This is a genomic window from Xylella fastidiosa (assembly GCF_011801475.1).
In the GTDB taxonomy this organism is placed as follows: Bacteria; Pseudomonadota; Gammaproteobacteria; order Xanthomonadales; family Xanthomonadaceae; genus Xylella; species Xylella fastidiosa.
Genome location: NZ_CP044352.1, coordinates 909,776 through 926,187 on the forward strand (window position 1 = coordinate 909,776; position 16,412 = coordinate 926,187).

The following is a 16,412-nucleotide window of genomic DNA, read 5'->3' on the forward strand; positions in this document are numbered from 1 at the left end:
TCCATCAAGATTATTTGAGTCAATAACACGCTTTATAGTTGTTGGATGACATCATTCATTCAATGACTTGTGTTGACAATTTTATAACTTGATCGCTGTTGAACTTTTGTCGCCTGCCTTGGCAGTCACGCTCCCTGCTCGGCTTCATTAGTTGTGCCATGCTTTGGTTGCTTTCTCAGTGATGCTATCCGTACAAGAGATAATGACGATAGTTTATGCTAGATGAGAGTGAGATCTTGTGATTCAGTAATCAGCTTCATTAATAGTGATGTGTGTTTACCGACTAGTATCGGCTCAGTGTTGTTCAGTCAGATTGACTAGGCCGCTGATGCGATGCTCGCAGCCCAGCGCAAGAGGAGTAAATGAAGGATGGGTTGGCCAAGGTGTTTACCAGACCGGAAAATGACACATTGATATGCGCCTTGTTCATTCCTTCCCCACCTCGGGGGAGGACGTTGCCGATGATGGGCTGGCAATGTGTTGGTATTGATATTCTGGCTTAATTGATCGAAGTGTTTTTCATTTTATTGATTTAACGTAAATATAACGATGGCGCGGGTCACCGGGTGTACCAAGAATGCGGTGAAGCACGATAATTATTTCTGTTAAGGGTATATTCTTCAATCTCTGCTAAGTGGATGCGTGTGCGTTGACTTTCATTTTTTCGCAAGGTTAGGCTGCTTGCTTTTAATTGCAGAGGGTGATGTTTTATCTATCGAAATTTAATGTGCATTGCCGAAAGAAGAATTCAATTCATTTGTTATCATTCGAAATTGATAATGGATTTTTAAAAATTCACCTATATGATGTTCGGGTAATTAGTTGCTTAGTATGGCTGTGTTTTCTGATGTTCTCATTATCTTGGAAATCACTAGGCGTGCAGAGTGCAAAGAAGGTTACGACCAGCTAGAATTCATTGCTGTAAAAATAAGCTAAGCCCGCGTTCAGACGCGGGTTTTTTTCATGTAGACTTCCGGGCTGTCAGTAGCCCGCCCAACAGGAGATCCTGTACATGGTGCTTGAGCGTACTCTTTCGATTATCAAGCCTGATGCCGTTGCGAAGAACGTGATTGGCGATATCTATAGCCGTTTTGAGAAGGCTGGTCTTAAGATCGTTGCTGCTAAATATAAGCAGTTATCGCGTCGTGAGGCTGAAGGTTTTTATGCTGTGCATCGTGATCGCCCGTTTTTTAACGCCTTGGTTGAATTTATGATCTCAGGGCCAGTAATGATTCAGGTACTGGAGAGCGAAAATGCTGTGGCTCGTCATCGTGAGTTGTTAGGAGCGACCAATCCGAAGGATGCCGCTCCAGGTACGATCCGCGCTGATTTTGCTGAGTCGATTGAAGCCAATGCTGCACATGGTTCGGATTCGGTCGAGAATGCTGCGATTGAAGTGGCTTACTTTTTCGCTGCTACCGAAATTATTTTGCGATGAGATTGTAGGCATGAATGGGTTTGCGGTGATTCCCAGTGTGACAACAACGACAACTAGTGGTGAGCCCATCGCTAGCGATGTTGCTCGTAAACAGAATCTGCTGGAACTTGACCGTGAGGGGTTGGAGCGCTTTTTCGAAGATGTTCTTGGTGAGAAACGCTATCGTGCCCATCAGGTCATGAAATGGATCCACCACCGTTATGTCGCTGATTTCGAGCAAATGACCGATGTTGGCAAAGCGTTGCGTACTAGGTTGCAGGCTTGCGCTGAGGTCAGGGTCCCCCGTGTTGTCTTCGACAAGCACTCAGCCGATGGCACACACAAGTGGTTGCTGGCGATGGGCACTGACAGAAAAAATGCGATTGAGACTGTTTATATCCCGGACAAAGGGCGTGGTACGTTGTGTGTGTCTTCGCAAATAGGGTGTGGATTGAACTGTACGTTTTGTTCGACAGCCACCCAAGGTTTTAACCGCAATCTGACCACGGCCGAGATTATCGGCCAGGTTTGGGTTGCTGCCCGTCACCTTGGTAATGTGCCGCACCAGCAGCGTCGTCTTACGAATGTGGTAATGATGGGTATGGGTGAGCCCTTAATGAATTTCGATAACGTTGTGCGTGCGATGAGCGTGATGCGTGATGATTTGGGCTACGGGTTGTCCAACAAGCGTGTGACTTTATCGACTTCCGGTTTAGTTCCGATGATTGATCGCCTCTCGACTGAGAGTGATGTGTCTTTGGCTGTATCACTGCATGCGCCGAATGACAAACTGCGCGAACAACTTGTTCCGTTGAATAAGAAATATCCAATTGTTGAGCTGATGGCATCCTGCGAGCGTTATTTGTCTGTTAATCGTAAACGTGATTCTGTCACTTTTGAATACACTTTGATGAAGGGTGTTAATGACAAGCAAGAACATGCTCATGAGTTGGCCAAACTAATGCGGCAATTTGACTGTGCGATGCAGGTGAAGGGTGCAGCGAAGGTTAACCTGATTCCATTCAACCCGTTTCCGGGCACCTGTTATGAACGTTCTACGGAAGTTGATATCCGTGCTTTCCAGAAGATCCTGTTGGACGCACAAATTTTGGCCATGGTGCGTCGTACTCGTGGAGACGACATTGATGCAGCGTGCGGGCAATTGAAAGGGCAAGTCGTGGATCGTACTCGCCGTCAAGCTGAGTTCCGCCGCACTATTGAAGATCGGGTTGGTCGAGATGTTGCAGCGTGATATATCCCTGGTTTTAGCGTTTTCTTCTTTACTGATTTTATCTGGCTGCTTAGTCATGTCTGATAAGAGGGAGACACGTATTAAGTCAGTTCAGAATCTCGCTCCTGTTTACAACGTGCGTGATGATGCCAAAACACGCCGTCGTGTTGCGTTGACTCAGAAGCTTGGGCGCGCCTATAACCAATTTAATGCCGGTGATGATGTGGCTGCCGAGAAGTTGCTAGAAGAAGTATTGCGCCAGGATACATCTTCAATTGATGCCTGGACACTGCGGGGCACGATCTATAGTAAGCGTGGCGATGTGGTGCATTCCGGTGAGTACTACCGTAAGGCTGCCCAGTTGGCGCCACAGCGTGGTGATGTACTTAATAATTACGGTGCTTGGTTGTGTGCAAATGGGTATCCAGCCGAGGCATTGGTTTGGTTCGAACGTGCGATGGCTGATCCGGCCTATGGCGAGCAGCCGGGAACTTTAGCCAATTCCGGCGGTTGTGCCCTTCAAGCTGGACAGCGTGATCGTGCCGACCACGATTTGCGTAGAGCGCTGGAGTTGGATCCAACCAATGCTTACGCATTGGAATCAATGGCGCGAAACGAATACGACAAACATCGCTATTTTGAAGCGCGTGCTTTCAGCGAGCGTCGTTTGGCAACAACTGTGCCTGCGACGGCTTCTGTATTAAAACTCGCGATTCAAATCGAGCAAGAGCTAGGAGACAGGGCAGCTGCTAGCCGATATCAACAGCGGTTAGTCAAGGAGTTTCCCGAGACTGTAGCCGTCGAACCCAGGGGCTAATGTATTGTGATCAGTGATTTCGATCCTAACCCTTCCGAGCATGATTCGAATCCTGACCCTTTTGAACATGCGAAAGGATGTGGACAACGTTTACGTGATGCGCGAATGGCGGTTGGCTTGACTGTTGAAGATGTCGCAACCAGCCTGCGCATGCCGATACAGATAGTGCGTTCATTAGAGGAGGAAAACTGGCAGCGTCTAGGTGCGCCGGTATTCGTCCGTGGTCAGTTACGCGGTTATGCGCGGTTTTTGAATATAGATCTTGATCCATTGCTTGAACAGGCGTTCTCGGCTGAAATCGAACCAGCCGAATTGGTGAGTTATGCGCATATGCAACGCGGGAGGCACTTGCTTGAGAGCGTCACCCGCAAAGCAATGTATGTGGTCATCACCGGTGTGCTTGCTGTGCCGGTATGGTATGCAATGCGCAGCAGTTTTGAGCCGCGTGTGCCACGGACTGCTTCGTTGGAGGTGGTGCCTGAGCAATCAAAGTCCGAGGCTTTGGGTGGTACCTCGCCTGACTCGGGGGGTAGTTCCGATAGTACTGCGCCGTTTATCGCCTCGATTGCCCCAGTGCCGCGTAACAACGCAATGCCTTCGGAGCAAGGGGGGGGGTTAACGCTGAGCTTCAAGGGCGATAGCTGGATAGAGGTGGTTGCTCCCGATGGAAGCCCGATAGAGAAAGCATTAATCCCTGCTGGGCAAGTACGCCATTATGTGCTTGGCCAAGTGGGGCGTGTCGTGCTGGGTAATGCCGTTGCGGTGGAAGTGCAAGAATCTGGGAACATTGTTGATCTAACACGCTACAGGCGCGCTAATGTGGCACGTTTTGCGGTATCCTCCGATGGCTCTGTGATGCCGGTTCCCAGATAAAACACAGTACACAGCGCTAGCGTTTTCCGTTTCTAAATTGCATAGCTCCTGCTGGAGCGCGTGGTCTTGAGGGTATTGATGGCGATCGGTGATTTGCACGATGAACAGGAACATGGCGAACGCATTCGCTCTTGGTTACGTAAGAATGGTGTTGGCTTGTTATGTGGTGTGTTACTTGGTTTTGTTTTTATTGCAGCTTGGCAATGGAGGGAGGCCAAGCAGGTCGACCAATTCACCTCTGCTGCGCAGCAGTTCGCCGTTTTCGGTAAATTGCTCCAGGCTAAAGAGTTGGGTAATGCTGCCCAGGCGCTGGCTAAACTCAATGGTGCGCCTTCTGGGTTGTATGCTGAGCTTGGCGCATTGCAGTTGGCTAAAGCTCAATCAGAGGCTGGTAACACTGCTGAGGCGATCAAGATCCTGCGTACCTTGCCGGTCGATAGTCAATTCAAGTTGATTGCTGATCAACGTTTGGCGCGTTTGCTGGTTGCCACTGGTAAGGCCGATGAGGCAAACAAACTCCTGGCTACTCGCAATGATGATGTCAGCTTTGAGATTCAAGGTGACGCCTTGTTAGTGCTTGGCAAGCGTGAACAGGCACGCGAGCGTTATGCCAAAGCACTTGCCATGGGCGATAGTGCAGCGCCGCAGCGCCGTATTCTGGAAATTAAGTTGATGGATGTGGGCGGCACATTACCCACTCCTGTGGGTCCGATTTAAATGAGAGATGTTATGAAGTTCAGGAAATTTTTCACAATTGCATTATTCGCTACCGTTTTTGTTGGGTGTGGCAGTGTAAAAAGTGTGTTTCGCGGTAAAGATGCCGATGCTAGAAAGGCTCAGGAACCTGCCGATCTTGCTGATTTCACCCCGACCGTAAAGGTCGGCAAGCTTTGGGCAGTGGATCTTGGGAAGGGTGAGGGTCGCATTGGAGTGCGGCAACGTCCGACCGTGGTCGATGGCAAGGTATATGCAGCAGCCATCGGTGGTGGTGTGCTCGCACTGGATTTACACACAGGGCAGGTCTTGTGGAAGTACGTACCGGCTCAAGGAAGTAACGCAAAGGACAACAAGAAATTTAGTAAAAAATCGATGCTGCGTCTTGCTGGTGGCCCCGGTGTTGGGGATGGTCTGGTGGTGATCGGTACCCTAGATGGTCAAGTGATCGCTTTGGACCAGAACGATGGTACTGAGAAGTGGCGCGCCAATGTACCGAACGAGGTGATTGCAGCGCCAGCTGTGGCGCAGAACATGGTGTTTGTGCGCAGTAATGATGGTCGCGTGACCGCATTCGAGGGGGCTACTGGTCAACGTCGCTGGTTCACTGAGCGCGAGTCGCCTAGCTTGACGGTTCGTGGTAATGCGCCGGTGATCCCTGGGACAGATTTGCTGTTCGTGGGAAATGACGACGGTACTATCAGTGCATTAGCGATGCATGATGGAAATTCCCTGTGGGTACAGTCTGTTGCTATGCCGGAAGGTCGTAGTGAATTGGAGCGTATGGCTGACGTTGACGGTGTCCCTGTTCTGGAAGGAAATACTCTGTACGCAACCAGCTATAAAAACGAGACTGTTGCGATTGATGGGGCGAGCGGTCGTATGCTTTGGAATCGCGAGCACGGTGGAGCGGGTGGTGTCGGCGTTTCTTCCAACTATATTGTGGTGGCTGATAATGATGGCACCGTATGGGGCTTGGACAAGCCGACTGGAAGTGCCTCCTGGTCGCAACCTGCGTTAGCACGCCGCTTTTTGACAGGCGTGGCGATCCAGGGAGATTACGCGGTGGTGGGTGATTACAAAGGCTATCTGCACTGGTTGCGTCTCAGTGATGGTGCACTTGCTGCTCGCGAACGCTCTGGGAGTGCCGCTATCGTTGGGCAACCTGTCGTCGCTGACAATGTGCTTCTGGTGCAGAGTAGTAATGGAAAGCTCGCTGCTTTTCGTCTGATGCAATAACAATAACTACGGATGTTGATGCGATATGCTCCCTTTGGTCGCCCTGGTTGGACGGCCGAACGTTGGTAAGTCCACCCTGTTTAACGCGTTGACGCTGACGCGTGATGCACTTGTACATGACCAACCCGGTGTCACCCGTGATCGCCACTATGGTGTATGCCGTATTGATGGGCAGCCTTTGTTTGCTGTCGTCGATACTGGTGGCATGGTTGGTAAGGAAGATGGCTTGGCTGGTGCTACGGCGCGTCAAGCACGTCTTGCTGTGGCTGAAGCTGATGTGGTGTTGTTTGTGGTCAACGTGCGTGAAGGTGCGTCTGCGCTTGACGACGATATCCTTGCTTGGTTACGCAAGCTATCGCAGCCTACATTGTTGGTGATCAATAAAATTGATGGTGTGAGTGATACCACAGTGCATTCGGAGTTCGCTCACTACGGCTTTTCCGACGTGGTTCCTGTTTCTGCTGCGCATCGTCAAGGCTTGGATGACCTTATTGAACAGGTGCTTGCGTGGCTGCCTGAACGCAGTATTGGCGAGGCATTTAATGAAGATTCAGAGCGCATCCATATTGCTTTTGTCGGTCGACCGAATGTCGGTAAATCGACACTAGTGAACCGCCTGCTTGGTGAGGAGCGGATGATTGTCTCGGATGTGCCTGGCACAACCCGCGATTCCATTACAGTTGATTTGGAGCGCGATGAATTACGGTACCGTTTGGTCGATACCGCGGGCTTACGACGCAAATCGAAGGTTGAAGAGGCAGTCGAAAAATTCAGTGCCTTTAAGACCCTACAGGCGATCGAACAATGCCAAGTTGCGGTGTTGCTGTTGGATGCCGGTGAGGGTGTGACTGACCAGGATGCTACCGTGCTTGCCGCCATCTTGGATGCGGGCAAGGCCCTGGTCGTGGCGATGAATAAATGGGATGGCCTCGCTACTTACCAGAGAGAACAAGCCGAGGACTTGCTCTCGCGTAAACTCGGCTTTGTCAATTGGGCTGAGGTGGTGCGTCTTTCTGCCAAACATGGCTCGGGCTTACGTGAATTATTCAGAGCTATTCATCGTGCTCATGTTTCGGCGCTGCGTCAGTTCAGCACCAGCGAGGTGAATAAAGCGCTGGAGATCGCCTACCAAACCGCGCCGCCGCCGAGCATTCGAGGCCATGTGTCCAAATTACGTTATGTCCATCCGGCTGGAAGTAATCCGCCAACCTTCATCGTCCATGGAACCCGCCTGAAGGTGTTACCGGATACGTACAAACGTTACCTGGAGAATTTCTTCCGTAAGCGCTTCAAACTGGTTGGCACCCCGGTGCGTTTCCTGTTCAGAGAAGGTGACAACCCTTATGAAGGCAGGAAGAACGTATTGAGCGAACGCCAGATCCAGCGCAGACGCCGTTTGATGCGCCATGTGAAGCGTAAATAGTGAGGCTGAGTGGCCTTGTTATATGAAATGCTGCGTGGGATCGTGTCGATGCTTCATGCTTCAGTATCTAGGCTAGGGAAGGGATGATGCCTTTATTGCTGTGCTGATCCAGTGGATTCTGGTCGATGTTGCGGGTGATGCGCTGCCTATTGTGATGTTACCGATGGAATGCACATTTGACTTGGCTCTCGTTGAGAGCAGTGCCATGCGTTGGTGTATCAACTGCGCTGAGTCGGTTGCTTAGAGTGGATTGCGGCAGAATGCGGCATAGTCGATGTACCCGGGGAACGGTCGTCCTGGTGCACACACTGGACACGTCGGGTCTGGGGCCAGACGTATTTCCCGAAACTGCATTGCCAGCGCATCGAAACACAACACACGTCCGCGTAGCGGCTTGCCGATATCCAGCAGTAGCTTCAGCGCTTCGGTGGCTTGGAGCATCCCGATGACACCGGGTAACACACCGAGCACGCCAACCTCACTACAGCTGGGTGCGAATTCTGGGTGCGGTGGTTCCGGAAACAGACAGCGATAACAAGGCGCCTGCCCACGCTGGCGGCCGGCATCGAAAACGCTGACCTGGCCCTGGAACTGGTGGACTGCACCATAGACCAGAGGAGTGCCCATCTTGACGCAGGCGTCGTTGAGCAGATACCGCGCCGGGAAATTGTCGGCACCGTCTATGGCGACGTCGACGTCCTGTAACAGTGTTTCGATGTTGCTGGAATTCGCCCTTACCTGCATTGCTTCGACCTGGACGCGTGGATTCAGGGCACTCAGGCGCCGTGCTGCTGATGCGGCTTTGGGAACTCCCAATTCTGCATCCACGTGCAGAATCTGCCGTTGCAGATTGCTGCGTTCCACCGTGTCATGATCGGCGATGCGCAGATGACCGACCCCGGCGGCAGTCAAATAGAACGCGGCGGGTGATCCCAGACCACCGGCACCAATCAACAGCACACGTGCTTCTGCCAAGCGCTGCTGGCCATGTGGCCCGATGTGAGGCAGACGCAAGTGACGCGCGTAACGCTCCATGAAGTCCTGCTCGTCAGTGCTCAGGATAGGGCGTAGTAATGGCAGACCGGCCTTGCGCCAGGCATCGGTTCCGCCAGCAACGGAGTACAACCGCCGATAACCCGCTGCTTGCAGTCGCTCCCCGGTGTGCCGTGAGCGCTGACCGGACTGACAGATCAGGACGATCTCCGCGTTTGTATCGGGTAAATGAGTGCTGCTATGCGCTTCCAGTGTCGCTTGATCGATCCCGAGCGCGCCTTCAGCTTGGCCGCTCACCCGCTCATAGGATTGACGTACATCAATGAAAACGGCGCCACTGGCGGCGCGAGACCGTGCCTGATGCGGTGTGATTTCAGCGATGCTCATCGTGACATTATCGAATAATCCACGTACGCCGTTACTGTGTTGCTATTCCTGAAGGCGTCAATGTGTTGGATTGAGCGGTGCTGCGCAGATTGCTGATGCTTGATTTCACCGGGTTTATTGTGGTGCGTTGCGTGATGTCAACCATCTTATGGTGCGTGATAGAACTGATGCTACTGCCAAAGGATGGCAGTCTATTTGAGCGCCCATTCCAAGGAAAGTGTTCAACACATAAAAATAGGGTAAAGATTTAAATATCAATTGCTTAGATGCAATTAGCTTCCGCAACTAAAGGCCCCCTACCTTAGTTTCTGGCTGATGGCTTAGCATCATTTTGATGCTTTTTTAGTAGCTAATGCAGGATGTCTTATATGCCGTGCTCGGCAACCACCATTGGCAATTACTTTTTACAAAAAGCATCAAAGGCATTACAAGAGAGGGGTGCGCTCACGCCTATGCAGGTGCTCAAGCTCGCTTACATTGCTCATGGGTGCTGGCTTTGCTTGTATAAGCATCCATTTAATTGATGAACCTGTGGAAGCGTGGCGGAATAGCCCAGCCTTCTCGTCGTACCATCACCACAACTGGATCATGTGGACTGGTGTAGCGCAGCTCCTGAAGCATAGGCACGATGCGATTGAATGCGCTTTGTTTTGATCCGATGAAAGCATTTTTTAACAAATAAGGAGTGTATGTGTTTTATGTCACGTTTATATATCGGTCGATTAGCACACTTTGGAACTGGGAAATTGCTCCATTATTTCCAACGTGGTTTCTAGCTCGAGTATTTTGATTACAGGATGGCAAGTCTTTTCCACCGCTTCCGATGACCACCTTATATGCAGTAGCCTCACAGATGTGTAGATTGCCAGACAATGTAATGCCATACGCAGGTGTTTCAGTGTTGGAGATGTTTCTGGGCCTCGGCAATCAGCCCAGGTGATTCCGTTGTTGTGATGCCAAGTAGAAAGAACATGGAAAATAGTGTTGATCAATATTTCGAGTCTTTGGACTCCCATTGTTCTCATTTCGTGACTCCCGCTTGAAACGTTGTTGGACTCTTATCGTCGGTGCCACGCTTTGCATAGCGTGTCTTTCTGTTTCAATTGCATTGACTGATGGCTACGTTTGGGTGACGACGCAGCGTCACGAACAACAGCGCCTGCGCGACTTGGCGCAGCAAATGGGTCAACGGGTGGATCGCGCCGTTTCCGAATCATTGCTGCTCCTGTCAGACATGGATCATGCGCACTTGGCCCCGTGTTCTCCAGAACACATCGCACGGATGCGTGCATTGGTGCTGGCTACCCGCTACATCACAGAACTTGACTATGCCCCGACTCAGAAACTGAGCTGTACATCGTGGGGGCCGTTTGATGGTGCATTCAAGCAGACGTTGACCAGCGATACCAGAAACGATGGCCTTGAATTGGTGAAGCGGGTGTCTTTACCGCTGAACCCTGAGCAGCGCCTGCTGGGCTTGCATCATGGTGACTACCATGCACTGATGAAGCTCAGCACCTTTATGGATTTTCCAATTCCACCCGGTGTGGAATTGGCACTGGCCACTATGGATGGGGTACTGTTGCTGAGCACTGGTTCTCATGTGAAAGAACTGTTTAGTAACCCTGTGAATCAATCAGCGAGTGATCCTTCGCATGATGTGGTCGCAGCCCGCATTCAAAACCCTCATCATGATTGGCAGATCGCTGTCATTGAACCAATCCAACAGCTTGTGGGTGCGGTACATCGCAAAGAGTGGCTGGCCATCCCGGTTGCCTTATTGGTTTCATTGAGTGTCAGCGGCTTAGCCATCCTGTATTTGCGCCGGCGGCGCGCTCCGTTGGCCCGGTTGCGTCAGGCCATCCAGCGATGTGAATTCTTTGTCTGCTATCAGCCGATTGTTTCACTGAGTGATGGGCGTTGCGTCGGTGCAGAAGCATTGGTGCGTTGGCGCCAGCAAGACGGCACATTGATCTTGCCGGACCAATTCATTCCACTGGCCGAGCGGAGTGGTTTAATTCTTCCCATTACCGATCAAGTCATCGCAGCGTCCATGCGTGAATTAGGACCATTACTGGTGGCTGATCGTTCGTTGCACATTGCGATTAATGTTTCAGTGAAGGACATTGAATCAGGACGCTTACTGGATGTATTGGCGCTTGCTTTACAAGACACTGGCCTATACAGAAAACAACTGTGGATCGAGGCGACTGAGCGCAGTTTCATGGATGCACGTGCCGCACGCGAGCATATCGTGCGGCTACGAGAGGCTGGATATGCTGTAGTGATTGATGATTTTGGGACTGGTTATTCAAATTTGCAGTATTTGCAGCAACTGCCATTAGACGCTTTGAAGATTGATAAATCCTTCATTGATACGGTTGGTCGCGATGTCACTAACACAGCGGTTGCTTCGCACATCATCGACATTGCTAAGGAATTGGGCATGCGTACCATTGCTGAAGGTGTGGAGCGTGAGGAACAACTCGTCTATCTACGTGCCCGTGGTGTGGATATGGCTCAAGGCTGGTTGTTCTCATCTCCGTTAAGCGTCGCTGAGTTCGTTGACTATCTTTCCCACAATCGCAGTATGCATCCCGATGACTGAGGTATTTTGTGCTTGTGGCATGGCTCCTTGGACGAGGTGTGCGACTTTTTGAAGTTGCTGTATGGATGGTACGGAGCAGCGTTGGTGTGGTGGCGATAGCTACACCTCTTGTTAGCCTGCTGGGCTGAATCGAGTGTTGCAGCCGATCCGTGTTGCGATCCACCTCTCTTGTTATCCAGATGGTGTTTGGAGTGATCTATCTTTTACTGGGTGTTATCGATTCCGAAACCGTTTGGTTGATCGGTGTTGCCATCGTGTCATGAGCGTGCATCTTGGTGATCTCGTCTGGTTCATGAAGTGCATCGTGCTTCACAACGTCGGCGACTGTTGCTGACGTTGTGTGACCTCCTCTGGTGAGTGCCGGACATGCCGATAGTAGGAAAGAGTGCGCTACAGTTTTGTCTATTTAGAAAAATTACAATGGTGAGGTATGAAACACGGTAGTGAGAGGGTCCTGCGTGAGCGCACAGTAGTAGATGCCAGAATTTATCCAGCGAACTGTTTGGATCTATTGTCTCCAATGGAGGCGGCACGGCTGCGCGATATTTCTAATGGAGGGATACACGAGTCGTTGCGTCGTTGCGCATTGGCGGTGCTGACCAGTGGGAGCGGTTTGGATGATCCACGTGCTGTCTGCGATCTATACCCTGATTTTGATATTCAAGTGATACAGCGTGATCGTGGTATGGCGATTGAGCTGAGCAATGCGCCGGCAATGGCATTCGTGGACGATGAAATCATCTGTGGCGTGGCTGATTTGCTGTTTGCAGTGGTGCGTGATTTTGCCTATATGGCCATTGATCTTGGATCGGGTGATGCCGTTGCTTTAAAGACCACTGATGGGATTACGAATGCGGTGTTTGCGCAGTTGCGCAACGCGCGCATTTTGCAGGTATCTGCAGAACCTAATCTTGTCGTGTGCTGGGGAGGTCACTCGATCTCACGCAATGAATACCTGTACACCAAGCAAGTGGGCTATGCGCTTGGTTTGCGTGGCTTGGACATTTGTACAGGGTGTGGTCCAGGTGCGATGAAGGGGCCAATGAAAGGGGCTACTATCGCTCACGCCAAGCAGCGTCGCCACGATAAGCGTTATATCGGTATCAGCGAACCAGGCATCATCGCTGCCGAATCGCCAAATCCCATTGTGAATCACTTGGTCATCATGCCGGATATTGAGAAGCGCTTGGAGGCTTTTGTTCGCCTTGCTCACGGCATCATTGTGTTTCCTGGTGGTGTGGGAACGACTGAAGAGATTTTGTATTTGCTGGGTTTGCTGTTACGTGAGGAGAATCACGGGTTACCGTTTCCGTTGATCCTGACAGGTCCGGCGAGCGCTGCACCGTATTTTGAGCAGATTGATCACTTTATCCGTTTGACGTTGGGCAACCAGGCCGCGTCATGCTATGAGATCGTGATTGGGGACCCGGTTGCTGTAGCACGCAAAATCAGCGATGGCATCCGCCAAGTTCGCGAATTCCGTGAAGAACGCAAGGATGCTTATTACTTCAATTGGTCCTTACATATTCCGTTGGAGTTTCAACAGCCGTTTATCCCTACCCATGAGGCTGTCGCTGCGTTGGACTTGCATCATAGTCGGCCGGTGCATGCATTAGCGGCAGACTTGCGCCGTGCGTTCTCCAGCATTGTTGCTGGCAACGTCAAGGAAGAAGGCATCCGTCAGGTCGAGCAGTTCGGCCCATTCCGGATTCATGGTGATCCGTCGATGATGCAAGCGTTGGATGCGCTGTTGTCCGCGTTTGTTGAACAGAAGCGGATGAGTCTTTCTGGGAAGTATGAACCTTGTTATCAGGTCTCTTCTTGAGTCATTAAAAGCGATTGAATTAACATTTTTTTGACGCTCATCGGTTAACGCTGACCGTTTGTCAGACAGTGTTTGCGCTGCACTGTACTGACAGTGTCTGCTTTGGAGTTCCATCCCTTAGACATTAACGCTGTGGAGCGTTTAGATGCCAGACGATGTGCGTGGCTTCACGATGATGGAGCTTATGGTCGTTGTTGCTGTCGTTTCTGTCTTGGCGGCGATGGCATTTCCCAATTTTCGTCATGTGATTCGCTCGAATCGAGTGTCATCTAGGACCGATGAACTGATCAGTTCTATCGCTTTGGCCCGCAGTGAGGCGGTGTCCAGCACACATGGCGGCGGTATTTGTCCAAGTGCCAATGGTGATGCTTGCGATGGTCAATGGAGTCAGGGATGGTTGATTTGGAGTGATGCCAACGGGAATGGCATCTTCGACAAGGGTGAAGCAGTGTTGCGTTACATTCAGGGCAGTCCCCAGTTGTTCGTGTCAGTGAAGGATCCCTTACCTATTGTTTTTGATGCGCATGGCTTACGGCGTGCATCGAACGATCAAGTGGTGACGCTCCGTCCGGATAACTGCGGCGGCCAGCCATTACAGCGTACCGTCACGATCACCGCTACGGGTCTGGCGAAGGTGGAGAAGGGCGCGTGTCAATGAAAAAGTGTTCCAATCATCGTTGCCATTGGGCTGCGCCTCCCCTTGGGGTGTCGTTGATTGAGGTGTTGATCGCGTTGCTGGTTCTGGGTATCGGTTTGTTGGCTTTCGCACTGCTTCAAACCATGAATGTGCGTTTCACTAAAAGTGCCCAGCAGCGAACGATCGCCAGTAACTTAGCTTACGAGTTGCTAGACATCATGCGTAGCCAGCGCAGTACGGTGGGTTACTACGGTGCGATCACTTATGGAAGTTTTGATGGTGTTGATGGCACCGACTGCAATCATTCTGAAAATGCTACGCCGGTTGCCAACATGGCGCGTTGGCGTTGTGAGGTGGTGAGTGCACTGCCGGATGGCCGTGCACAGGTGAATCTTGCGACGAATGGGGAAGTGACGGTGACGATCCGTTGGGGTGATCAACACTGGGAGACCGATGTGAATAAGCAATCCACCACTTTCAATCTGACTAGTGTGTTATGACGATGTATTCCTCACGCTTAGCGCGTCTTCGCATCAGTGGACTTTCGTTGATGGAACTGCTGATCGCACTGTTGATTGGTTCCATACTCATTGTGGGGGTGATCCAGGTATTTCTTGCGTCATGGACTGCTTACCGTCTTTCCCAAGGGATCGCGCGTAATCAGGAAAGCGGTCGTTTCGCACTGGATTTTCTGACACGGGATATCCGCATGGCTGGTCATACCGGATGTATCAATGATCAAGCGCTGTTGTCTGTTGATGATGGCGGACACCCGAATGGAGGAAATATCCGTTCGTTGTTTCTCAATGCGGATGATCGCAATACCAACAATGTTTCTAATCAGCCATTCCCGCTGCGTTTCGATATTGCGATTGAGGGATTTGATGCCTCTGGGACAGGAAGAGGTAGCCTGCTGTCGCTTGGTGCTGTCCCTGTCGTCGGTAGTGCGTCTGATTGGAATCCAGTGTTGCCGGCTGAACTTACGGCTCTGAAACCGATCAAGGGAAGTGATGTTCTGGTACTGCGTTATCTTTCCGCTGAGGAAAACATAGTGACGGATTTCAATCCAACGTCCAGCCCTACCATCATTTATACAGATGAGTCGGTTCATGGGAGCAGTAAAGTCGCGACCGGTGGTAGTGGCCTGTATGCGATTGCCGATTGTAATGGGGCCAGTGTCTTCCAGGCGAGTACTGCGCCGACGATGACCAGTATGAATGTCAGTGCTGGCGGTCTGAATAAGACGGCGCTTGATTTCGTCGGTTATTACGATCGTTCGCTGTCGTTTTTCCCAGAGAGTTTGGCGTTGTTTCGTGCCGAATCGATTGCTTATTACATTGGTTTGAACGAGCGCGGGATTCCATCACTGTATCGTGCCCGTTGGACTTCGGCGCCTGCGGCGGTTGCCTTGGTTACCAATGTTCAGGAGTTGGTTGAGGGAGTGGAGTCCTTGCAATTTCTTTATGGTGAAGATTCGGCAGTGTTGAGCAAAACGATATCAAGTGGCTATATCGATCATACGAATCCAGCAAACATCATCGGTGATGTGGATAACGCGCTGCGTTGGCGTCGGATTGGTACGGTGCAGATCGGGCTGTTGGTGCGTGGTGCTGGGCAAGAACGGGCCAATTCTCTGAATCCGGTAGTGAATCCGACGGTGCTATCTGTACATATCAATCCGCCATCGGATGGTCAATACCGGGCGGTGTACGAGACAACCGTCGCTTTACGCAATCGCTTATACGGGAACTGATGATGAAGTTACGGGCATTTGTCGATTCGCTGCTTCGAGGTCGCGCACGTTCCCAGCAGGGAGCTGTTTTATATGTTGTGCTGGTGGTGTTGGTGCTATTGGCGTTGATCGGCATCGTTGGTATGCAAGTTGCAACCATGCAGGAGCGCATGTCTGCGAATTATCTTGCGGCCAATATGGCTTTTCAGAGGGCTGAGTCGTTGGTGCGTGATCGGGAGTCCACGATTAATAATGGAGCCGAGTACGAGTACCAGAACTGCTTGGTTCCCTATGATCCTGTTGCTTGGGTGAACAGCATCGGTAAAGGCGTGGTTGCTGATGTGCTGACGCGTAACATCAGTATTTGCATGCAACAGTGCAGTGCGAGCGCCGGTTCTGATCGGTCCGAGAGTGGCTGCAATATGTTCCGTATCACTGTATTCAGTCGGGATCGTAATTCCGTTGATGCTTCAAGTTCCTTGTCATCCATTGACACTATTTTTGTCAGGCCTTGAG

At 51.1% G+C, this 16,412-nt stretch carries 14 protein-coding genes; 13 read left to right on the forward strand and 1 reads right to left on the reverse strand.

The annotated features are described in order from the left end of the window. Nucleotides 1-1,012: 1,012 nt before the first annotated feature. The 7 genes from ndk to der all read left to right on the forward strand — a co-directional run bounded on the left by ndk (nt 1,013) and on the right by der (nt 7,714). Complete coding sequence (gene ndk / locus F7G16_RS03875; protein ID WP_004083578.1) at nt 1,013-1,438, forward strand: nucleoside-diphosphate kinase; 426 nt, start codon at nt 1,013-1,015, stop codon at nt 1,436-1,438. A gap of 10 nt (nt 1,439-1,448) precedes the next feature. Next, a complete protein-coding gene (gene rlmN, locus F7G16_RS03880; RefSeq protein WP_004089782.1) occupies nt 1,449-2,669 on the forward strand; it encodes a dual-specificity RNA methyltransferase RlmN in 1,221 nt (406 codons plus the stop codon). Between the two features lie 55 nt (nt 2,670-2,724). Then, the gene (gene pilW / locus F7G16_RS03885) at nt 2,725-3,465 is read left to right on the forward strand and encodes a type IV pilus biogenesis/stability protein PilW (RefSeq protein WP_011098188.1); all 741 of its coding nucleotides are present in this window, start codon (nt 2,725-2,727) and stop codon (nt 3,463-3,465) included. Nucleotides 3,466-3,471: 6 nt separating this feature from the next. Beyond that, a complete protein-coding gene (locus tag F7G16_RS03890; protein WP_011098187.1) occupies nt 3,472-4,338 on the forward strand; it encodes a helix-turn-helix domain-containing protein in 867 nt (288 codons plus the stop codon). Nucleotides 4,339-4,416: 78 nt separating this feature from the next. Continuing rightward, the gene (locus F7G16_RS03895) at nt 4,417-5,055 is read left to right on the forward strand and encodes a YfgM family protein (protein WP_004089779.1); all 639 of its coding nucleotides are present in this window, start codon (nt 4,417-4,419) and stop codon (nt 5,053-5,055) included. Next, on the forward strand, nt 5,056-6,291 hold the full coding sequence (gene bamB / locus F7G16_RS03900) for an outer membrane protein assembly factor BamB (RefSeq protein ID WP_012382716.1): 1,236 nt from the start codon (nt 5,056-5,058) through the stop codon (nt 6,289-6,291). Nucleotides 6,292-6,316: 25 nt separating this feature from the next. Further along, the gene (gene der / locus F7G16_RS03905; protein ID WP_004089777.1) at nt 6,317-7,714 is read left to right on the forward strand and encodes a ribosome biogenesis GTPase Der; all 1,398 of its coding nucleotides are present in this window, start codon (nt 6,317-6,319) and stop codon (nt 7,712-7,714) included. Nucleotides 7,715-7,954: 240 nt separating this feature from the next. Here the strand turns inward: der and moeB are convergent, their stop codons facing one another. Continuing rightward, nucleotides 7,955-9,094, reverse strand: a complete 1,140-nt coding sequence (gene moeB / locus F7G16_RS03910; RefSeq protein ID WP_004089775.1) for a molybdopterin-synthase adenylyltransferase MoeB — start codon at nt 9,092-9,094, stop codon at nt 7,955-7,957. A gap of 1,039 nt (nt 9,095-10,133) precedes the next feature. On the opposite strand from moeB, the gene F7G16_RS03915 reads away from it, so the two are divergent. The 6 genes from F7G16_RS03915 (at nt 10,134) to F7G16_RS03940 (ending at nt 16,411) form a co-directional block, all read left to right on the forward strand. Further along, nucleotides 10,134-11,702 carry an EAL domain-containing protein gene (locus F7G16_RS03915; RefSeq protein WP_011098186.1) on the forward strand — a complete coding sequence of 523 codons (1,569 nt, stop codon included), beginning with the start codon at nt 10,134-10,136 and terminating at the stop codon, nt 11,700-11,702. A 430-nt stretch (nt 11,703-12,132) separates the two neighbouring features. Next, complete coding sequence (gene ppnN, locus F7G16_RS03920) at nt 12,133-13,527, forward strand: nucleotide 5'-monophosphate nucleosidase PpnN (RefSeq protein WP_011098185.1); 1,395 nt, start codon at nt 12,133-12,135, stop codon at nt 13,525-13,527. Between the two features lie 145 nt (nt 13,528-13,672). Continuing rightward, nucleotides 13,673-14,185 (forward strand): GspH/FimT family pseudopilin, encoded by a 513-nt coding sequence (locus F7G16_RS03925; protein ID WP_004089770.1) that lies wholly within the window; start codon nt 13,673-13,675, stop codon nt 14,183-14,185. Then, nucleotides 14,182-14,664 carry a type IV pilus modification protein PilV gene (pilV, locus tag F7G16_RS03930; protein ID WP_004083567.1) on the forward strand — a complete coding sequence of 161 codons (483 nt, stop codon included), beginning with the start codon at nt 14,182-14,184 and terminating at the stop codon, nt 14,662-14,664. Before F7G16_RS03925 ends, pilV begins: the two co-directional genes overlap by 4 nt. Continuing rightward, on the forward strand, nt 14,661-15,917 hold the full coding sequence (locus tag F7G16_RS03935) for a PilW family protein (RefSeq protein ID WP_004089768.1): 1,257 nt from the start codon (nt 14,661-14,663) through the stop codon (nt 15,915-15,917). The genes pilV and F7G16_RS03935 overlap by 4 nt, the downstream gene beginning before the upstream one ends. Next, nucleotides 15,917-16,411, forward strand: coding sequence for a pilus assembly PilX family protein (locus F7G16_RS03940; protein WP_012382714.1), 495 nt, complete (start codon nt 15,917-15,919; stop codon nt 16,409-16,411). Before F7G16_RS03935 ends, F7G16_RS03940 begins: the two co-directional genes overlap by 1 nt. The last annotated feature ends 1 nt before the right edge of the window (nt 16,412 follow it).

Bases quoted from the DNA above. Each gene is read 5' to 3' on its own strand.
- ndk (WP_004083578.1), top strand. From the start codon at position 1,013: ATGGTGCTTGAGCGTACTCTTTCGATTATCAAGCCTGATGCCGTTGCG.
- rlmN (WP_004089782.1), top strand. From the start codon at position 1,449: ATGAATGGGTTTGCGGTGATTCCCAGTGTGACAACAACGACAACTAGT.
- pilW (WP_011098188.1), top strand. From the start codon at position 2,725: ATGTCTGATAAGAGGGAGACACGTATTAAGTCAGTTCAGAATCTCGCT.
- F7G16_RS03895 (WP_004089779.1), top strand. From the start codon at position 4,417: ATGGCGATCGGTGATTTGCACGATGAACAGGAACATGGCGAACGCATT.
- bamB (WP_012382716.1), top strand. From the start codon at position 5,056: ATGAGAGATGTTATGAAGTTCAGGAAATTTTTCACAATTGCATTATTC.
- der (WP_004089777.1), top strand. From the start codon at position 6,317: ATGCTCCCTTTGGTCGCCCTGGTTGGACGGCCGAACGTTGGTAAGTCC.
- moeB (WP_004089775.1), bottom strand. From the start codon at position 9,094: ATGAGCATCGCTGAAATCACACCGCATCAGGCACGGTCTCGCGCCGCC.
- ppnN (WP_011098185.1), top strand. From the start codon at position 12,133: ATGAAACACGGTAGTGAGAGGGTCCTGCGTGAGCGCACAGTAGTAGAT.
- F7G16_RS03925 (WP_004089770.1), top strand. From the start codon at position 13,673: ATGCCAGACGATGTGCGTGGCTTCACGATGATGGAGCTTATGGTCGTT.
- pilV (WP_004083567.1), top strand. From the start codon at position 14,182: ATGAAAAAGTGTTCCAATCATCGTTGCCATTGGGCTGCGCCTCCCCTT.
- F7G16_RS03935 (WP_004089768.1), top strand. From the start codon at position 14,661: ATGACGATGTATTCCTCACGCTTAGCGCGTCTTCGCATCAGTGGACTT.
- F7G16_RS03940 (WP_012382714.1), top strand. From the start codon at position 15,917: ATGATGAAGTTACGGGCATTTGTCGATTCGCTGCTTCGAGGTCGCGCA.